Here is a 17,287-nt window from a genome sequence, read left to right as displayed (position 1 = left end):
CCGCCGAAGACCGGCAAGACCACAGGAACTTCGGGTTACCGTTGGGTGACTGGGCGGAGTTCGGCTTATCGTTGGGTGACAAGGCGGAGGTTCGCGCGTGTTGTAGGCCGAAGCAAATAGTAAGTAGTAGATATTAGATATTAGATATTAGATAGTAAGCTGCAGGTTGTAGCTGTAAATTGCAGGATGCAGATAATTAATCCTTAGGAGAGAAGGAATCAGGGCCATGGCGATTTGGGTTCAGGAAGACAAGGGGATTTTCCACCTGCAGAGCACAGGGATGAGTTATGTGATCGGGCTGGTGAATGGTTATCCGGCGCATCTCTATTGGGGAGGGCGGCTGCGTGAGGGCAGCAATCTGGACGGTTTGCTCCTGCCGGTGGCCCATGGCTCGCTGGACCGGCTGCCGCAGGAATATCCGCAATATGGAACCGGGGATTTCCGCGTTCCTGCCTATCAGGCCAAACTTGAGGATGGAACACGGGTCACTGAGCTGCGTTACAGCGGGTACCGCGTGACGGAAGGCAAACCGGAGCTTGCCGGATTGCCTTCCGTGTATGTGGAATCGCTGGAGGAAGCAGATACGCTTGAGCTTATCCTGAAGGATGATTACGCCAAGCTGACCGTGAAGCTGCGATATACGGTATATAAGGAACGGAATGTCATAGCGCGTTCCGTGGAATTCGTCAATGACGGCCCGGATACGCTGCAGCTGCAGCGCGCCCTTAGTGCCTCTGTGGATTTCCCGGCGGCTGACATGGATATGATCTACCTGTCCGGTGCCTGGTCGCGTGAGGCCCAGATTACCCGCAGACGCCTGGAGCAGGGCAACTCTGCGATCCAGAGCCGCCGGGGGATGAGCAGCCATCAGCATAATCCGTTTGCTGCATTGGCCAAGGCCGGAGCCGATGAGAACCAAGGCGAGGTGTTCGGCTTCTCCCTGGTATACAGCGGTAACTTTGAAGCTGAGACAGAGGTAGATCCCTTCGGAACCACCCGGTTTGCCATCGGTCTGAATTCCTTCGATTTCTCCTGGAAGCTGGAGCCCGGCGGGCATTTCCAGACCCCGGAAGCGGTTATGGTCTACTCGGGACAGGGGATCGGAGAGATGTCTAGAACGTATCACCGTCTATACCGGACCCGTCTCTGCCGAGGACAGTACAGGAACAAAGAGCGTCCGATTCTGGTCAATAACTGGGAAGCCACTTATTTCGACTTCAACACCGACAAGCTGGAGGCGATTGCCGCCGAAGGGGCGAAGCTCGGCATTGAGCTGTTCGTGCTGGACGACGGCTGGTTCGGCAAACGGGATGCGGATAATTCCTCGCTGGGTGACTGGGTAGAGGATCTGCGCAAGCTGCCGGGCGGGTTGGCTGACCTGGCGCAGCGGGTGAACGGCCATGGACTCAAATTCGGCCTGTGGGTTGAGCCGGAGATGATCTCGCCTGATAGCGATCTGTACCGCAGCCATCCGGACTGGTGTCTGCATGTGCCGGGCCGCCGCCGCAGTGAAGCCCGCTGGCAGCTGGTACTGGATTATACCAGGGCTGAGGTACGGCAGTATATTTTCGAGTCGCTTAGCCGTATCTTCTCTTCAGTTCCGGTAACCTACATTAAATGGGATATGAACCGCTGTCTGACCGAGATCGGCTCGGCGCAGCTTCCGGCAGACCGGCAGGAAGAAACTGCGCACCGTTATGTACTCGGGCTGTACGAACTGCTTGAACGGTTGACATCGGCATTCCCCCATATATTGTTCGAGGGCTGCTGCAGCGGGGGCGGCCGTTTCGATCCCGGCATGCTCTACTATATGCCGCAGACCTGGACCAGCGATGACACCGATGCGGTAGAACGCCTGAAGATTCAGTATGGCACCAGTCTAGTCTATCCGGCCAGCTCGATGGGAGCACATGTCTCTGCGGTGCCGAATCATCAGGTGGGCCGGTTCACGCCGCTGTCCTTCCGGGGAGATGTAGCTATGTCCGGCAACTTCGGTTATGAGCTCGATCTGACGAAGTTCACTCCGGAGGAGAAGGAGCTGGCAAAGGCTCAAGTAGCGAATTATAAGGAAATCCGCAGCCTGGTGCAGCAGGGCAATCTGTACCGGCTGGAGAGCCCGTTCGAGGGCAATGATACGGCCTGGATGTTCGTCTCGGATGATCAGCGCGAAGCGCTGGTCTATTATTTCCGGGTACTTGCCATGCCGCACCCGCCGCGCCGGATGCTCCTGCTCGGGGGCCTGAACCCGGACCTCGACTACCGTATTGAAGGCAGCGGCGAAGTCTACGGCGGGGACTGTCTGATGCAGGCCGGTCTGCTGCTGCCGGAGGTCCAGCGGGACTTCGTGAGCGGTTGCTACCACCTGAAGGCTGAATAATAAACAGCAGGCAGATCATAAGGGAAAGGGGAAGCCGGGGAGACCTTGGCTTCCCCTATTTTGTATAGAAAGCTGTAGCATGTGAATAATTAGGGATGCGGCAAAGAGGAGCAGAAGTAGAAGATGAAGCAGATGAGATAGCATTAGCAGATGAGGCAGACGTAGCAGAAATTAGCAGCAATAGCAGTAGTAGCAGACGTAGCAGACGAGACAGAAATAGCAGTAGTAGCAGACGTAGCAGACGTAGCAGAAGTAGCAGATGTAGAAGAAGTAGTAGATGTAGCAGACGATGCAGTAGTTGACGATGCAGTAGCAGACGTAGCCAGAAGTAGCAGCAATAGCAGATGAGGCAGACGTAGCAGAAGTAGAAGACGTAGCAGATGTAGTAGATGTAGCAGATGTAGTAGATGTAGCAGATGAAGCAGACGTAGCAGCAGTAGCCAGATGAAGCAGATGAAGCAGCAATAGCAGACGTAGCCGGATGTAGCAGCATTGGCAGTCGTAGCCAGATGTAGCAAATATAGCAGCAGTAGCAGATGAAGTAGCATTAGCAGTCGTAGCCAGACGAAGTAGTATTAGCAGATGTAGCAGCAATACTCCCTTTGCCGTTATTTGATGGTTTTTGTAAGCTTCGGTTCATATCAGAATTAAGCAGGTTAACTGTAAACAGGCTGAACTTTATTTCCCGAGAACCGCGGCTGAGTCGGGCTAAATCCGCTGATAGATAAAACGCACTCAAGATTTGAACTTGAAGCTTAGCCGTCACTGCGGTGAACATTTGGATTTCCGGCCGCTGCCCGCCCCCAGATTTCTTGATTATTACGGCTGTTCGCGGTGGAAATCCGGTGACTGATTATGCTTCCGTAGCGAGCTTTCCTGCGGAAAGCTTTCAGGCAGGTGCTATCGCTCCTACAGTTCCAAATTTCCCCTCCGCTTCTTTCGCTTTTTGTCAGTCTGTTTGGAGAGTAACCCATGTGCAGCGTATAGCGGTTAATTGTATTTTCTGCAACTAAAGAGCGGAAATTGAACCGGATTCCCGGGTTAACTGTATTCTGTACACTTAAAAATAGCGTCAGCCCCTCTTTTGCGGAATATGGGGGTTTTTAACTGTACAAAATGCAATTAAAACGCCCGCAGCGTGATAAATGATCATTTTAGTTGTACGAAATACAGTTAGAACAGAGCTGGAGTTAAATTGGAACACTGGTCTAGCAGCGAACTGCTGCAATCCAATTCCAGTAAAGCATTTGGTGTGAGTCAGGTGTGATTCCGGTGGTAATGGGGTGTCTATCCGGAAGATTTCAGTTCATTCCACATAACTGTTAGCCAGGCATCGTTCGGGTTTGGCGTTACTTTCATGTTATATTCAGCTTTTTTCTTGCCGGAAAAGCTAGAATTATGTATAATAGCAATTATTATCGATGTGAATGTACGATATTCTGTTTTCGAAGGTGGTTTCATGGCAGAACTGGAAAACAGCGAGCAGAAGAAGAAGATGTGCCAGATCTACAATGAGATCTCCAAGGAATTGTTTGGTTTCGGGACGACCCTGCTCCGCGTTACTGTCGATCAGCGGGTCATTACCTTTCACGCCAAGCACCGCAGGTCTCCACGGTCGACCGCCCTAGAAGGGGAGGCGCCGGAGCTTAAGCAGGAAGTGGACTTCCGGATGTCGCTACTGTTTAAGAAGAGATTCAAAGAACGGCTCGAAGCAGAGATGGGCTTAACGATTGAGGTTCTGCTGAGGGATTATGATGCACCAACCGGATGGGCTTTTACCAATATGATATTGGCCGGTGAATGAAGCATTTCAGTCAATGAATTTTGAATATCATGGATTTTTGCTTTTGATCTATCTTAAGCGAAGACCGTCCTTCTATAACGGGGTAGCTCTTTCCTTTGTTTATACAAAGAAAAGTGTTCTTGTTCCTACAAGAATGCTTTTCTTTTTTTTGTGAAAAAATAAGGAAAACCAAGTTTTTATTACCAACAGGGGGTGCTGCTGATCCGTTGTCTGCTGCCGATTGCTTAATGGAAGACTGACAGAACATGCCGTATGTATAGGATGACCGCTGGAATTGTACCGCATATTTAATTACATTTGGGAGGTTATTTACTAATGAATAAATTAATGACTACAGGCCTTGCTCTGGCTTTGACTTCTCTGCTTGCCGCTTGCGGCAACAACAATACCGCTGCGACAAACGGCGCCGGTACGGACAATGCAGCTACACCGGAAGCAACATCTGCGGGTGCGCCAACGGAATTAGTGGTCTCAACCTGGGGATTCTCGGAGGATTTCTTCAAGGAAGCTGTCTACGCTCCTTTTGAGAAAGAGCATAATGTCAAAATCGTCGTCGAGATCGGCAACAACGCCGAGCGCCTGAACAAAATCCGCCAGGGCAGCTCCGATGTAGATGTAGTCTATCTGTCTGACTATTATGCGCAGCAGGCTATCAATGAAGGACTGTTCGAAACGATCGACCGCAGCAATATTCCGAACATCGACAAAATCTATGATATTGCCAAAGCACCGCTTGGCGAAGAATATGGTCCGGCGTACACCGTTGGCCGTCTGGGAATTGCCTATAACCCGGCACTTGTTGATGGAGAAGTGGGTTCATGGGCAGATATGTGGAGTAAGTTCGACAAGAACCTGGCGCTGCCGGCGATTACTGCCACAGCGGGTCCAATGATTGTGGATGCGGCATCGCTCGTGTCGGGCGGTACAGAGTTCAATGAAGACGGAGCCTTCACGAAGCTGAAGGAGCTGGACAGCAATGTGGTCAAATATTACTCCCAGACTTCGGAGTATGTAAATATGTTCGGCCAGGAGGAAATTGCCGGCGGTCCGATTATGGAAATGTACTTCAAGGATCTCCAGGCAGCCGTGCCGGATGCCAAGTTCGTAGCACCGTCTGAAGGTGCTTATGCTGTAATGAATACGGTCAACGTGGTCAAAGGCAGTGACAATAAAGAGCTTGCCGAAGAGTTCATCAACTGGCAGCTGAGCCAGGAAGTGCAGGAGAAATCGGCCAAAGCCAAAGTCGATTCCCCGGTGAATACAGAAGTTGTGCTGACGGATGAAGAAGCAGTAGGCGTAACATACGGTGCAGAGGTAATCAGCAAGCTGCGCAAGCTGGACATGTCCTTCGTGAACGAGCATATCTCCGTGTGGACAGACCGCTTCAACCGTGAGATTGGCGGCTAAGGATGACAGGGCGTAAAAAAGTCATTCTCGATGTAGATACAGGGGTGGATGACGCGCTGGCAATTATGCTGGCCGTCACGAGCGGACAGCTCGATATTCTGGGGATCACCACAGTCAGCGGCAACGTCTCGCTGGATCAGGCGACCCTGAATACCTGCAAAATTCTGGAGCTGCTCGGCGTATCCGGGCAGATTCCAGTCTATCGTGGAGCGGACAAACCGCTTGTCCGTGATACCGTGTTCGAGCACCGTGTGCACGGCTCGGACGGCATCGGCGGTGCACTGCGCGACATGACGGTAACGAAGCAGGCGGAAGCAGAGCGGGCGGAGGACTTCATCATCCGCCAGGTGCTGGCGCATTCCGGCGAGGTCACGCTGATTATGACCGCGCCGCTGACCAATCTGGCGCGCGCGCTGCACAAATGTCCGGAGCTTACGCAGCATGCCGCCGAAGTGATTGTGATGGGCGGTGTGGTGCAGGGCTTCGGCAACATTACGCCGACCGCGGAATACAACATGTATGTCGATCCGGAGGCGGCCAAGCTGGTGCTGGCTGCGGGCTTCCCGCAGCTGACGCTGGTCGGGCTGGATGTAACCCGCCGGGCGCTGCTCAGCGCGGAGGATATTGCGAAGCTGCGCATTCCGGCGGTTCGCGAATATGTGGAGCGGAGTACGGCAGACTACCGTACGCGTTATTTTGAACGTAACGGTGTGCAGGCCTGTGCGCTGCATGATCCGCTGGCGGTAGGTGTGGCGCTGAACCGGGAGTTTGTTAACGTGCAGAAGTATTATGTGGACGTGGAAACCCGCAGCGAGCTATGCGACGGGCAGACGGTCTGCGATTTCCAGAACAGGCTGAACAAGCCGGCCAATGCCGGCGTCTGTCTGGAGGTGGACGCGCCCGCTTTTCTGGAGTGCTTCATTAATAGCCTGAATAGCTTGAATCAAGAACCGAAGAAGGACGGGAGTCATGAGAATGAATAAAAGAGTGCTGCTTCTCCTGCTGCCGGGCCTCTTATTCCTGGCGGCCTTCATGCTGGTCCCGATCACGCTGACCATTGCCTCCACCTTTGTGCAGGACGGAAAGCTGACGCTGGAAGGGTATTTGTATTTTTTCCGCGACGGGTACTTTAACCGCATCCTGCTGACTACGCTCCGGGTAAGTGTAGTGACTACGCTGGTCTGTATGGTGCTCGGGTATCCGGCGGCTTATTATATCTCGCGGGCCAGCGCACGTAAGAAGAGCCTTCTGCTTGCGCTGTCGATTTTTCCGCTGCTGACCAGTCCCGTTGTGCGTTCGTTCAGCTGGATGATTATTCTCGGCAAAAAAGGGCTGATCAACTCGTTCCTGTTGAACACCGGATTGATCGCGAAGCCGCTCGACATTCTGTATACGCCGACCGCGATGATGATCGGGCTGGTGCATCTGTTCCTGCCGCTGATCATTATTACGCTGCTGGGCGTGATGGAGAATCTGGACCATGAGCTGGTCCGGGCGGCGCGCAGTCTGGGCGCTTCCCCGTTTGCCGCGTTCCGCAAAATCACCTTCCCGCTGACCGTGCCGGGGCTGATCATCGGCGGGATTCTGGTCTTCGTCGGCAGTCTCACGGCGTATACCACGCCGGCGCTGCTCGGCGGTAAGGAACGGGTGGTCTCCACCTTCCTGTATCAGAACGCGATGACGCTGAATGACTGGCAGGCGGCTTCGGTGATTGCGGTAATTATGATCGTTATTACATTTGTGGTGGTTGGGCTGATGAATGCCTGGGCCAACCGCCTGAATCCGAAGGGGTGAGAATATGAAGGAAGGTAACCGCATGCTGTCCCTGTACACGCTGCTGGTCTTTATTTTTCTGCTGGGTCCGCTCGTGATCATCTCCATTACTTCCTTTGAGCCGGGCACGGTCCTGAAATTCCCCCCGGAGGGCTTGTCGCTGAAGTGGTACAAGAACATCTTTGAGGTCAGCGCCTTCATGGAGACCTTCAGGACTTCCATTGTCATCTCGCTGCTCGGCAATCTGCTGGCGCTCCTGCTGGGTGTGCCTGCGGCTTACGCGCTGAGCCGTTACCGGTTCCGCGGGCGGGACACGCTGAATGCGGTATTCCTGTCGCCGGTGCTGATTCCCGGGATTGTGCTGGGCTTCACGCTGCTGCGTTATCTGATTGTGGTGTATAATCTGCCGATTGTGGCGGGGCTGCTGATCGGGCATACGGTGATTATGCTGCCTTTTATTATCCGGGTGATTGCTTCGAGTCTGGAGAATTTCGATTTCGCGGTGGAAGAGGCGGCGCAGAGCCTGGGGGCGACCCGAGTATACACTTTCTTCAAAGTCGTGCTGCCCAACATCCGGTCAGGCATTCTGGCGGCTATTCTGATCGCTTTCCTGGAGTCGTTCAACAATGTGGATATCTCCGTGTTCATGACGGGGCCGGGGATCAGTACCCTGCCGATTCAAATGCTGACCTATGTGCAAAATTACTTCGATCCCACGATTGCCGCGATTTCGGTCATTCTGATGGTGCTCACGGCAGCGCTGATGTTCATCATCGAGCGGCTGATGGGCTTCGCCTATTTCACCAAACGATAACCTATTCAAAGATAATGGGGGCCTAGAGCAATGTCACTACTCAGTCTTGAACATGTATCGGTTGCTTATGACAACCGTTTGATCTTAGAGGATTTCAACCTGTCGCTGCAAAAAGGCCAGCTGCTCTCCCTGCTCGGACCCAGCGGCTGCGGCAAAACAACCACCCTGCGGCTGATCGCCGGCTTCCTGAATGCCGAGACAGGGAATTTCATGTTCTCCGGCAAGGATTATACCAAGGTTCCGGTGGAGAAACGGAATTTCGGCTTCGTGTTCCAGAGCTATGCGCTGTTCCCGCATCTGTCGGTGTTTGACAATGTGGCGTTCGGCCTGCGGCTGCGCAAGCTGAAGGAAGCGGAGGTTAAGAAACGGGTGAACCGGATGCTGGAGACGGTCAGTCTCGGCGGTTTTGAGAAAAGACTGCCGGGCGCCCTGTCCGGCGGTCAGCGCCAGCGGGTAGCGATTGCCCGGGCGCTGGTCATCGAGCCGGATCTGCTGCTGTTCGATGAGCCGCTGAGCAATCTCGATGCCAACCTGCGGGTCAACATGCGGGTGGAGATCCGCCGCATCCAGCAGGAGCTGGGCATCACCACCGTCTACGTCTCCCATGACCAGGAGGAATGCTTCTCAATCTCCGATCAGGTCGCCGTTATGAATAACGGCAAGATCGAGCAGCTGGATCATCCGGCGAATATCTTCAAATATCCGGCCAGTGAATTTGTGGCCCGGTTTATCGGGTTCGGGAACTTTATTGCTTTTGACGGACGGAATGATGAGGGTTCGGATATTGAGCTGAGCCGTGGTGAGCTGAAATTCCAGGCGGCTAAGCGGACGGGCGGCGAGGGCAATACCGGACTGCTCGGAGCGATTCGTCCCGACGATCTGCAGCTGCTTGGCGGCGTGGCGGATACGGGCACAGGCATGGAGGGGAATGCTTTGACCGGCAAGGTGCAGGTCAGCACGTACCTCGGCCGCAGCTACCAGTATCAGGTAGAGACGGAGCTTGGGGTCTTCACGGTCAATCAGGAGATGGAGCAGCCGTTCATTCAGGGACAGCAGGTCACGGTTTATTTTCCAAAAGAGAAGCTGGTGCTGGTGCAGTAGCGCGTCATAAGGAGCATACACGATGAATACAGATCAACTTATACTGAACGCTAAGGTCTACAACAGTTACTATAAAAGATTCGAGACGGCGAATGTGGCCGTTAAGGAAGGTCGCTTTCTCTACGTAGGCCCTCTTGGCGCAGAGACGTTTATGGCTGGCGAGACCATTGATGCAGAGGGGCAGTACCTGGTGCCCGGCCTCATCGATATCCATCTGCATATTGAGAGCACGATGATTACACCGGAGACGTTCTCCTACGGCATTCTGCAGCACGGGGTAACCACGATTGTTCCCGAGCCGCATGAGATGGCCAATGTATTCGGGGTAGAGGGCGTCCATGAGATGATCCGGGCCAGCCGGGATTGCCGGGTGGATATGTTCTATGCGATTCCGAGCTCGGTGCCGGCGACTCCTCTGGAGACTACGGGCGGCTCTATTGAGATCTCCGATATCGACGAGCTCATGGAGACGCAGCGGATGATCTGCCTGGGCGAGGTCATGAACTTTGTGGATGTGATCCGTGACCCTGAGGGGAAAAGCAACCGCATCCTCCAGCATGTCCGCAGCCGCTATCCGGGCCTGGTCATTGAAGGGCATACGCCGAAGCTGCTGGACCTCGAACTGCACCGCCTGATCTATGCGGGGATTGATTCCGATCATACCCACCAGAGTATCGAAGGGCTGACCGCACGGATCGCGGCCGGGATGTTCATCGAGATCCAGGAGAAATCGATGACACCTGAAGTCGTGGATTATCTGATCGGTCATCCGGTCAGTGAGCATTTCTGCTTCGTGACGGATGATGTCATGACCGATTCGCTGGTGCAGACCGGCCACCTGGACCATCTGGTTCGTAAAGCCATCGCCATGGGCATGGCGCCGGAGGACGCAGTCTATGCGGCTACGTTCACCCCGGCCCGGCGGATGAAGCTGGATGACCGCGGCGTGGTCGCACCGAACAAAACCGCCGATTATCTGCTGCTGTCTGATCTCGACAGCTTCGCCATTGAGGCGGTGTACAAGCGGGGCTTGCAGGTCTATGACCGCAAGCATCCGCAGGCGCAGGCCGTGAGTGAGCCGCAGTTCCCGGCTCACTTCTATAAGAGTGTGCAGCTGGAGCCGCTGGCGGAGGCTGACTTCACGGTGCCTGCTGCGCTACCGGACGGCCGCTACGGCGCCCGCGTGATGATGGTCAACAACGTGTCCACGTTTACCGAGGAGAAGCATGTGGAGGCCGGGGTGAAGGACGGCCTGCTCCAGTGGCAGGAGACCGGCTGCGGTCTCATCGCGACCTTCGAGCGGTACGGCAAGAACGGCAACCGTGCCTATGGCCTGATCGGCGGAGACACGATCAAGCGCGGCGCGGTCGCGACTACGTATTCGCACGACAACCACAATCTGCTGGTTGTCGGACATAATGCGGCGGACATGGTGCTGGCCGCCAATACGGTCATCGCCGCGCAGGGCGGCTTCTGCGTCGTTGAGGGCGGCGAGGTGCTGGCGCTGCTGGCGCTGCCCGTCGGCGGCATTCTGACCGAAGCGCCGCTGGTCGAGACTGCGGAGCAGGTGCTGGCGCTGCGCACGGCGATGGAATCGCTGGGCTATAATCACTACAACCCGATTATGTCCATCAGCACCCATTCGCTGCCGGTCAGCCCGGCGCTGAAGATTACGGACCACGGCCTGATTGATGTTGGTGCCGGTAAGGTAGTACCGCTGCTGTTCCCGCTCGGGGAAGCGTAAGGTGAGCCGGGGATTGCAGCGGGATTAGGCTGAAGAGTTGGCAGAGGGGCTAGCAGGGAAGCTGGCGGAAGAGCTGGCGGAGGGGCTGGCAGGGAAGCTGGCGGAAGAGCTGGCAGAGGGGCTGGCAGGGAAGCTGGCGGAAGAGCTGGCAGAGAAGCTGGAAGAAAAGCTAGCTGAAAGGCTTGTAGAGAAGCTGGATGCAGAGTTAGCAGAAGCACTGGCGGAAGAGCTGGAAGTAGAGTTAGCAGAAGCATTGGCAGAAGAGCTGGCAGAGAAGGGTGTCCCGGTGGGATGCCCTTCTTTGTTATTAGCAGTACCTTTGAATTCACCGCCAGAAGTGGGCTGGGTGGAGGGATAGAGGGGATAAATCCCTCTGGATCCGACGAAAGTGAACGGCAGACAGGGATGAGGGGCAAAAGTGCCCCTGAATCCGCCAAAAGTGGGCGTCAGGCGGGAACGAGGTGCATTAGTGCCCCTGAATCGGCCGAAAGTGGGCGTCAGGCGGGAATGAGGTGCAAAAGTGCCCCTGAATCCGCCAAAAGTGGGCGTTCGGCGGGAACGAGGTGCATTAGTGCCCCTGAATCGGCCGAAAGTGGGCGTCAGGCGGGAACGAGGTGCATTAGTACCCCTGAATCTACCGAAATTGGGCAGCAGGCAGGACTGAGGAGCAAAAATGCCCCTGAATCCGCCAAAAGTGGGCGTTCGGCGAGAATGAGGTGCATTAGTGCCCCTGAATCCGCCGAAAGTGGGCAGCCGGCGGGACTGAGGAGCGTTAGTGCCCCTGAATCGGCCAAAAGTGGGCCTTAGTGGGATCATCGGTAGAGTGCAGCGGACTGAGATGCTCCTATTTCTCGAAAAAGCCTAGTTTTGAGGCTGAAGCGGACTGAGATTCCGTTATCTTGTGACTTCGGGCTTAAAATGAGGCATTTCGGAACACATAGCGGAATCTCAGTCCGATTGGCCAGCGATTTCGCCTGATCTGACCAAATAACGGAATCTCAGTCCTCTTGCTAGTCGAGGGGAGGTAAAGCCTTCGCAAGTCCCGCCAAGCCCCGCTCTCGCAAGTCGCAAGTCCCGCCAAGCCGCAGCTCTCGCAAGCTGCAAGCCCCGCCAATCCCGCCAATCCCGCCAATCCCTCACCCATACTTTATGCTCCCGCTAACCTCCACCCTCATTTGCCCAACGAGCGGTTTTGTGCCTGAACACCCGGGCAGGAGCGGGTTTTAGTATACATAGCTGGCGAGCGAGGTTTTTACTGTAACCTATATTGTATATAATGGAAGAAATATCGGATTTCGGAGGAGGTACTTGGGTGACGGAGACAGAGCGGTTGAACGGGCCGGAGAATATGGAGCAGCCGGGAGAGCAGGGAGAGCCAGGAAGGCGGGGGAAGCCGGGAAAGCCGGGAAAGCGGAAGAAGCTTACGCTGGGCCGGGTCTTCCTGATTATTTTCCTGTTGGGAATTGCGGTTTATCACGTAGGCACGATCGTACAGATGTTCACCTCCTTTGAGGCAAGGGTGTCCAGCCGTATCAGCCTGGAGGATATCACCTCCATAGAAATTACCCGATCATTGCCGGAAACGGCAGATGACGTCGTGGTTACGGTGACCGATCCGGCAGAAATCGCGGGGATCATGAATGCTTTTGCCGGCGTGAAGTTAAGAAGCTCCTATGCTTCGCATGATTTCACCAGAAGCTACTGGATTCATATCGATGTGAACAAATACTACCGATTCTCGATTAGAGTGGATGACGCCAAGTATATCTCGATCGGTGATTCCTCCCGGCGAGACAAGTACAGCAGCGGATCTTTTAAAATCATCAACGATTATGACATCGGGTCGATCGACCGCCTGTTTCCCTAAGAATCCGCCGCTTCCGGTTGACTTGCGTAGGACCCGCCCCTATGATGATAAATAATATGTAACATTAGGCTCGTACACAGAGGAGAGAAACAGCATGGCTATGGAGATTGAACGCAAATTCCTGCTGCCGGAATACCCGGAGCGGCTTATTGAAGAAGGACAGCTGAAGGTGCTCACCCGGCACAGTATTGACCAGACGTATTTAGCGATTGAGGACGGGCAGGAGCTGCGGGTACGCAAAATTACCGACCTGGATACGGGCGAAGTTACTTACACACATACGTTCAAGGATGGCAAAGGCATCAGCCGCCAGGAGATCGAATATTCCATTTCGGCTGGTTTATATAATCAGATGATCGAGGCTGTGAAAGCTGTAGCCCTGGTCAAAACCCGCATCACAGGCGTATGGAACGGCACAACGGTGGAGATTGATCTCTATACTCAGCTGGAGCTTACGGTGCTGGAGGTTGAATTCGATTCGCTGGAGGAAGCGGAGAGCTTCATCGCCCCGGAATGGTTCGGCCAGGATGTCAGCACAGAGAAGAAGTACAGCAACAAAACCGTCTGGAAGCAGCTGCAGAACAAATAGTGTCCATAGGCATAATGCGGTGAATAGGATGCGGGCGAAACTTCGCTTTATTTTAAAAATAACGCCAATAATTAACGGACTTTAACGCGTAAACGTGTTACTATGTAAAGTAAAATTAAGCACCATATAAGCTGAACTTAAGAATGATGGCGAGTATTGTTATATGGTCAGTTAATATCAGCTGGTTAAATAAAGAGGGGTTCAGGAGGATGAGACGGGTATGGAGTATGTAAGCACAAGAGGCAAGGTGGAAGCAAGAGGCTTTATTGACACGGTTCTGATGGGACTGGCGGATGATGGCGGGTTGATGGTGCCTTTTCAGATTCCTACGGTTTCCCCTGAAAAGCTTGAAGAATGGAGAAGCCTCAGCTTCCAGGAGCTGTTCCTTGAGATTTTCTCCTACTATACCAATGATGAAATTCCCTATGATGACTTAAAAGAAATGGTCTACACCAGCTACGGCAATTTCCGCGCTCCGGAAGTAACACCGCTGCACAAAGTAAACGACTCCCTGTATGTGCTGGAGCTGTTCCACGGGCCTACGTTTGCCTTCAAGGATGTGGCGCTGCAGTTCATGGGTGAGCTATATTCCTATATTGCCAAGGTACGGGGCGAAATTATTCATATTCTCGGCGCAACCTCGGGCGATACCGGTGCGGCTGCAATCCAGGGCGTTCGCGGCAAGGAAGGCATCAAAATCTGTATTCTTCATCCGCACGGCAAGGTCAGCAAGGTGCAGGAGCTGCAAATGACGACCGTAGATGACAGCAACGTGCTGAACCTGTCCGTGGAGGGTAACTTCGACGATTGCCAGAAGATCATCAAGGAGCTGTTCGCCGACCTCGACTTCAAGGGACGGTATCACCTGCGGGCGATCAACTCGATCAACTTCGTGCGTATTCTGGCGCAGACGGTCTATTATTTCTATGCCTATCTGCAGCTTCCGGAGAGTGACAAGAAGAAGGTGAATATCAGCGTGCCTTCGGGCAACTTCGGCAATATTTTCTCAGGCTTCCTGGCGCAGAAAATGGGGCTGCCGATCCACAAGCTGATCATCGCCACCAATGAGAACAACATTCTCGAACGGTTCGTATTAACCGGCGAATACAAACCGGGCAGCTTCACGGGCACCTATAGCCCGTCGATGGATATCCAGGTAGCAAGCAACTTCGAGCGTTATCTGTATTATTTGCTCGGTGAGGATACAGTGAAGCTGTCCGAATATATGGCTGCGTTGCAGAGTGAGGGCGCCATCACGGTTGACGGCGAACTGTTTGCCCGGGTGCAGGCCGACTTTTCCGCACTGGGCGTTAAGAACGCACAGTGCCTCGAGATCATTGCCAAATATGAGCAGGAATCCGGCTATCTGCTGGACCCTCATACGGCATGCGGGGTTGCGGCTTACGAGAAATTCAGCGCCCCGGGTGAGACAAGCATCGCCTTCGCGACAGCGCATCCGGCCAAGTTCGACGAGGCGATTGCCCTGACCGGCATCAAGCAGGAATTTCCGGCGCAGATTGCTGCCCTGTTCGAGCTACCGCAGCATCAGGTTGTGGTCGATCATGATAAGGCGGAGATTGTGCGCCAGCTGCAGGCTTTTTACGGTTAAAAAGGTTCGGGGGTCTATACAGGTCCCGCTCCCTGAATAGGGATAAACAGCCCCCGCTCTTCTGGAGCGGGGGCTGTTTATGTTCTGTGCTTAGTGTCTTGTAACGAATAGTGCTATAGCCGCCGTGCTGCATCAATGCTGCGGCTAGTCTCAGGGAGACTCAATATAGTTATGAAATCCGGCTAAGCAGCTTCCTAGTGGAGTAAGAGTGTGGGTGAGGGTATGAGTAAGAGTGTGCGTGTGTATGAGTAAGGGGAGGGGAGTAAGTAAGAGTCTGCGTGTGTATGAGTAAGGGGATGGGAAGGAGTAAGAGTGTGGGTGTGGATGAGTAAGAGTGTGCGTGGGTAAGGGAGTGAGTATGAGTATGATATGAGTATGAGCGGGCTCTATATAGTCGTGATTGCACTATGTGCAATAGAAATCCCTAAAAACACTCCTGAAATGGGTTCTATTGTATTTGATACAGTAGAACTGCGTGGGTATGCCTAATTTGGGCAGAAATCCGGGATTCTACTGTACAAAATGCAACAGAACGGCAAAATGGGAGATTTACACCTAATTCTATTGTACAAAGTGCAATAGGCAACTGCCTATGCCAAATTACGCACCAACCGTCATTCCGGCTGGTAGAACAAGAGCCGATTGGCTCTTCACCGCGCCCCAATCCAGCATTGGCAGCACCTCGCCGCGCGTCAAGCCATCGTTAGCCGCAGCGCCCCGCCCAGCAAACTTGCTTGGCAGCCTTCGCCGCCTGTCAAGCCAGCATTAGCAGCACCTCACCGCCCACCAAGCCAGAGGTAGCTCCTCGCCGCCCGGCAAATTTACCGGGCTTCCCCTTACCGCAAAGGCAGCGCCTCCTGCTGCGTTTGCTGCTCCCTGGCCTTGTCGCAGAAATCGGCGATTTTGTAGGAAACGTAGTAGGCGAGCATCTTCTCGGAATCGGTGAAGCCGGTCTCCAGCAGTCTGCTGATCTGGTCGAGCTTGTACCGGAGGGTATTCCGGTGAATGTACAGCTCTTCGGAAGCAAGCTGCATATTGCGGTTATGCTTGAGATAGATGTAGAAGGTGTGGTACAGGCTGGACTGATGGGCGGCATCGTATTCCTGCAGCTTCCGGAGCTCCGGATGGCGGTAGCACTGCTCGCCGCCTGACAGTACCTCTGCAGGCAGCAGCTCGTAGAGCTGGACATCGGCATAATAGGTCAATTGGCGTTCCGGGCAGAGAATCCGGCCGATCCGGATGGCGCTCAGCGCCTGAAGATAGTGCAGTCTGCACTGATTGAGGCTGGAGAACATGCTGCTGATTCCCAGACTGACTCCGGTCTGGCCGAGGAATTCCTGCAGCGGCCCGAAGGCGAGCTCCCGGGAGAGGCTGCCGTTATGGATCAGCACAATCCGTCCCTCATAATAGGCGCAGGGACTGCCGGGAAATAAAAATTGCAAGCGCTCTCTTAAATAGTCATCATAACGCCCCGGATCGACGTATCCGGTCAGATCGAACAGCAGCACAAGCAGGTCCTTCCCGAGTCTTAGGTCAGCTGACTGCAGCCGCTCCTGAAGGGTATTGCTGTCCTGCAGCTGCTGCTCCAGCAGCCCGCAGATGATATCTTCTACTTTTATATTCTTGGCGTTCCGGTAGTAGCTGCTCTTGCCCATTTCTTCGGCAAGCACGGTGGCGGTGAGGGTCAGCAGTTCACTGTCTATCGGCCGGAAGGAATGCTTGCAGCCCAGGAGCAGCACATTGCCGATTGGTTTGCCGCCTACTTTTATTTTGGAGATCAGCTTGGTGTTAGAGGTTTCTTCACAGGCCACTTCGTAGGAAGCATCGCTCTGCTTGCCCCGCCGGACACTGTCCATCCTGTTCACAGCCGCAATGAAATCATAAGAGCAGTACCCTTTGCGGATGTTCTCGCTCCAGATGTAATCATCGATATCCTCACGCCCGGAATGGGCCACAATTCTGAAGCTTGCGTCAAAAACAATCACGGGATTGCGCAGCAGTCCTGCAGCCGTCTGCACGATGCCGGCAAGGCCGGCCCCTGAGATGAATGCCGTGAACAAGGCTGCGGTGAAATGCTCGGTTTCGAGTCTGTCGTGCTGCGGTTCATTTAAGGAAATATCCATTGGTATCGCCCCCTTATTATCATAGTGCACTGTGCACTATAAAGAAGTGATTTTTGGCGCTTGTAAATATATTCACAAA

The 17,287-nt window shown here is 54.0% G+C and carries 14 protein-coding genes; 12 read left to right on the top strand and 2 right to left on the bottom strand.

Annotated elements, in window-relative coordinates:
• Positions 1–226: 226 nt before the first annotated feature.
• Positions 227–2,377 carry an alpha-galactosidase gene (locus MHI42_RS16060; protein ID WP_342424437.1) on the top strand — a complete coding sequence of 717 codons (2,151 nt, stop codon included), beginning with the start codon at positions 227–229 and terminating at the stop codon, positions 2,375–2,377.
• Positions 2,378–2,924: 547 nt separating this feature from the next.
• On the opposite strand, the gene MHI42_RS16055 is transcribed toward MHI42_RS16060, so the two are convergent.
• Positions 2,925–3,143 carry a hypothetical protein gene (locus MHI42_RS16055; protein ID WP_342424436.1) on the bottom strand — a complete coding sequence of 73 codons (219 nt, stop codon included), beginning with the start codon at positions 3,141–3,143 and terminating at the stop codon, positions 2,925–2,927.
• Between the two features lie 693 nt (positions 3,144–3,836).
• On the opposite strand from MHI42_RS16055, the gene MHI42_RS16050 reads away from it, so the two are divergent.
• The 11 genes from MHI42_RS16050 (at position 3,837) to thrC (ending at position 15,085) form a co-directional block, all read left to right on the top strand.
• The gene (locus tag MHI42_RS16050; RefSeq protein ID WP_039310202.1) at positions 3,837–4,181 is read left to right on the top strand and encodes a hypothetical protein; all 345 of its coding nucleotides are present in this window, start codon (positions 3,837–3,839) and stop codon (positions 4,179–4,181) included.
• Positions 4,182–4,496: 315 nt separating this feature from the next.
• Positions 4,497–5,588: an ABC transporter substrate-binding protein gene (locus MHI42_RS16045; RefSeq protein WP_171720647.1), complete on the top strand. Its 1,092-nt coding sequence runs from the start codon at positions 4,497–4,499 to the stop codon at positions 5,586–5,588.
• A gap of 2 nt (positions 5,589–5,590) precedes the next feature.
• A complete protein-coding gene (locus tag MHI42_RS16040) occupies positions 5,591–6,571 on the top strand; it encodes a nucleoside hydrolase (protein WP_342424435.1) in 981 nt (326 codons plus the stop codon).
• Positions 6,564–7,382, top strand: coding sequence for an ABC transporter permease (locus MHI42_RS16035; protein WP_342424434.1), 819 nt, complete (start codon positions 6,564–6,566; stop codon positions 7,380–7,382). The genes MHI42_RS16040 and MHI42_RS16035 overlap by 8 nt, the downstream gene beginning before the upstream one ends.
• Before the next feature lie 4 nt (positions 7,383–7,386).
• On the top strand, positions 7,387–8,175 hold the full coding sequence (locus MHI42_RS16030) for an ABC transporter permease (RefSeq protein ID WP_342424433.1): 789 nt from the start codon (positions 7,387–7,389) through the stop codon (positions 8,173–8,175).
• Positions 8,176–8,205: 30 nt separating this feature from the next.
• Entirely contained in the window at positions 8,206–9,276 is a 1,071-nt protein-coding gene (locus MHI42_RS16025) for an ABC transporter ATP-binding protein (protein ID WP_342424432.1), read from the top strand.
• Between the two features lie 22 nt (positions 9,277–9,298).
• Complete coding sequence (locus tag MHI42_RS16020) at positions 9,299–11,020, top strand: adenine deaminase C-terminal domain-containing protein (RefSeq protein WP_342424431.1); 1,722 nt, start codon at positions 9,299–9,301, stop codon at positions 11,018–11,020.
• Between the two features lie 37 nt (positions 11,021–11,057).
• Complete coding sequence (locus tag MHI42_RS16015) at positions 11,058–11,378, top strand: hypothetical protein (RefSeq protein ID WP_342424430.1); 321 nt, start codon at positions 11,058–11,060, stop codon at positions 11,376–11,378.
• Between the two features lie 954 nt (positions 11,379–12,332).
• Positions 12,333–12,887: a hypothetical protein gene (locus MHI42_RS16010; RefSeq protein WP_342424429.1), complete on the top strand. Its 555-nt coding sequence runs from the start codon at positions 12,333–12,335 to the stop codon at positions 12,885–12,887.
• A gap of 94 nt (positions 12,888–12,981) precedes the next feature.
• Positions 12,982–13,476, top strand: coding sequence for a CYTH domain-containing protein (locus MHI42_RS16005; RefSeq protein WP_342424428.1), 495 nt, complete (start codon positions 12,982–12,984; stop codon positions 13,474–13,476).
• A 220-nt stretch (positions 13,477–13,696) separates the two neighbouring features.
• The gene (gene thrC, locus MHI42_RS16000; protein ID WP_342424427.1) at positions 13,697–15,085 is read left to right on the top strand and encodes a threonine synthase; all 1,389 of its coding nucleotides are present in this window, start codon (positions 13,697–13,699) and stop codon (positions 15,083–15,085) included.
• 836 nt (positions 15,086–15,921) lie between these two features.
• Here thrC and MHI42_RS15995 read toward each other — a convergent pair.
• A complete protein-coding gene (locus MHI42_RS15995) occupies positions 15,922–17,208 on the bottom strand; it encodes a helix-turn-helix domain-containing protein (RefSeq protein ID WP_342424426.1) in 1,287 nt (428 codons plus the stop codon).
• Between the last annotated feature and the right edge of the window lie 79 nt (positions 17,209–17,287).

Origin of the sequence: Paenibacillus sp. FSL E2-0178, from assembly GCF_038593005.1 — a bacterium.
GTDB lineage: Bacteria > Bacillota > Bacilli > Paenibacillales > Paenibacillaceae > Paenibacillus_AQ > Paenibacillus_AQ phytohabitans.
This window is presented reverse-complemented; position numbering and strand designations above follow the sequence as displayed.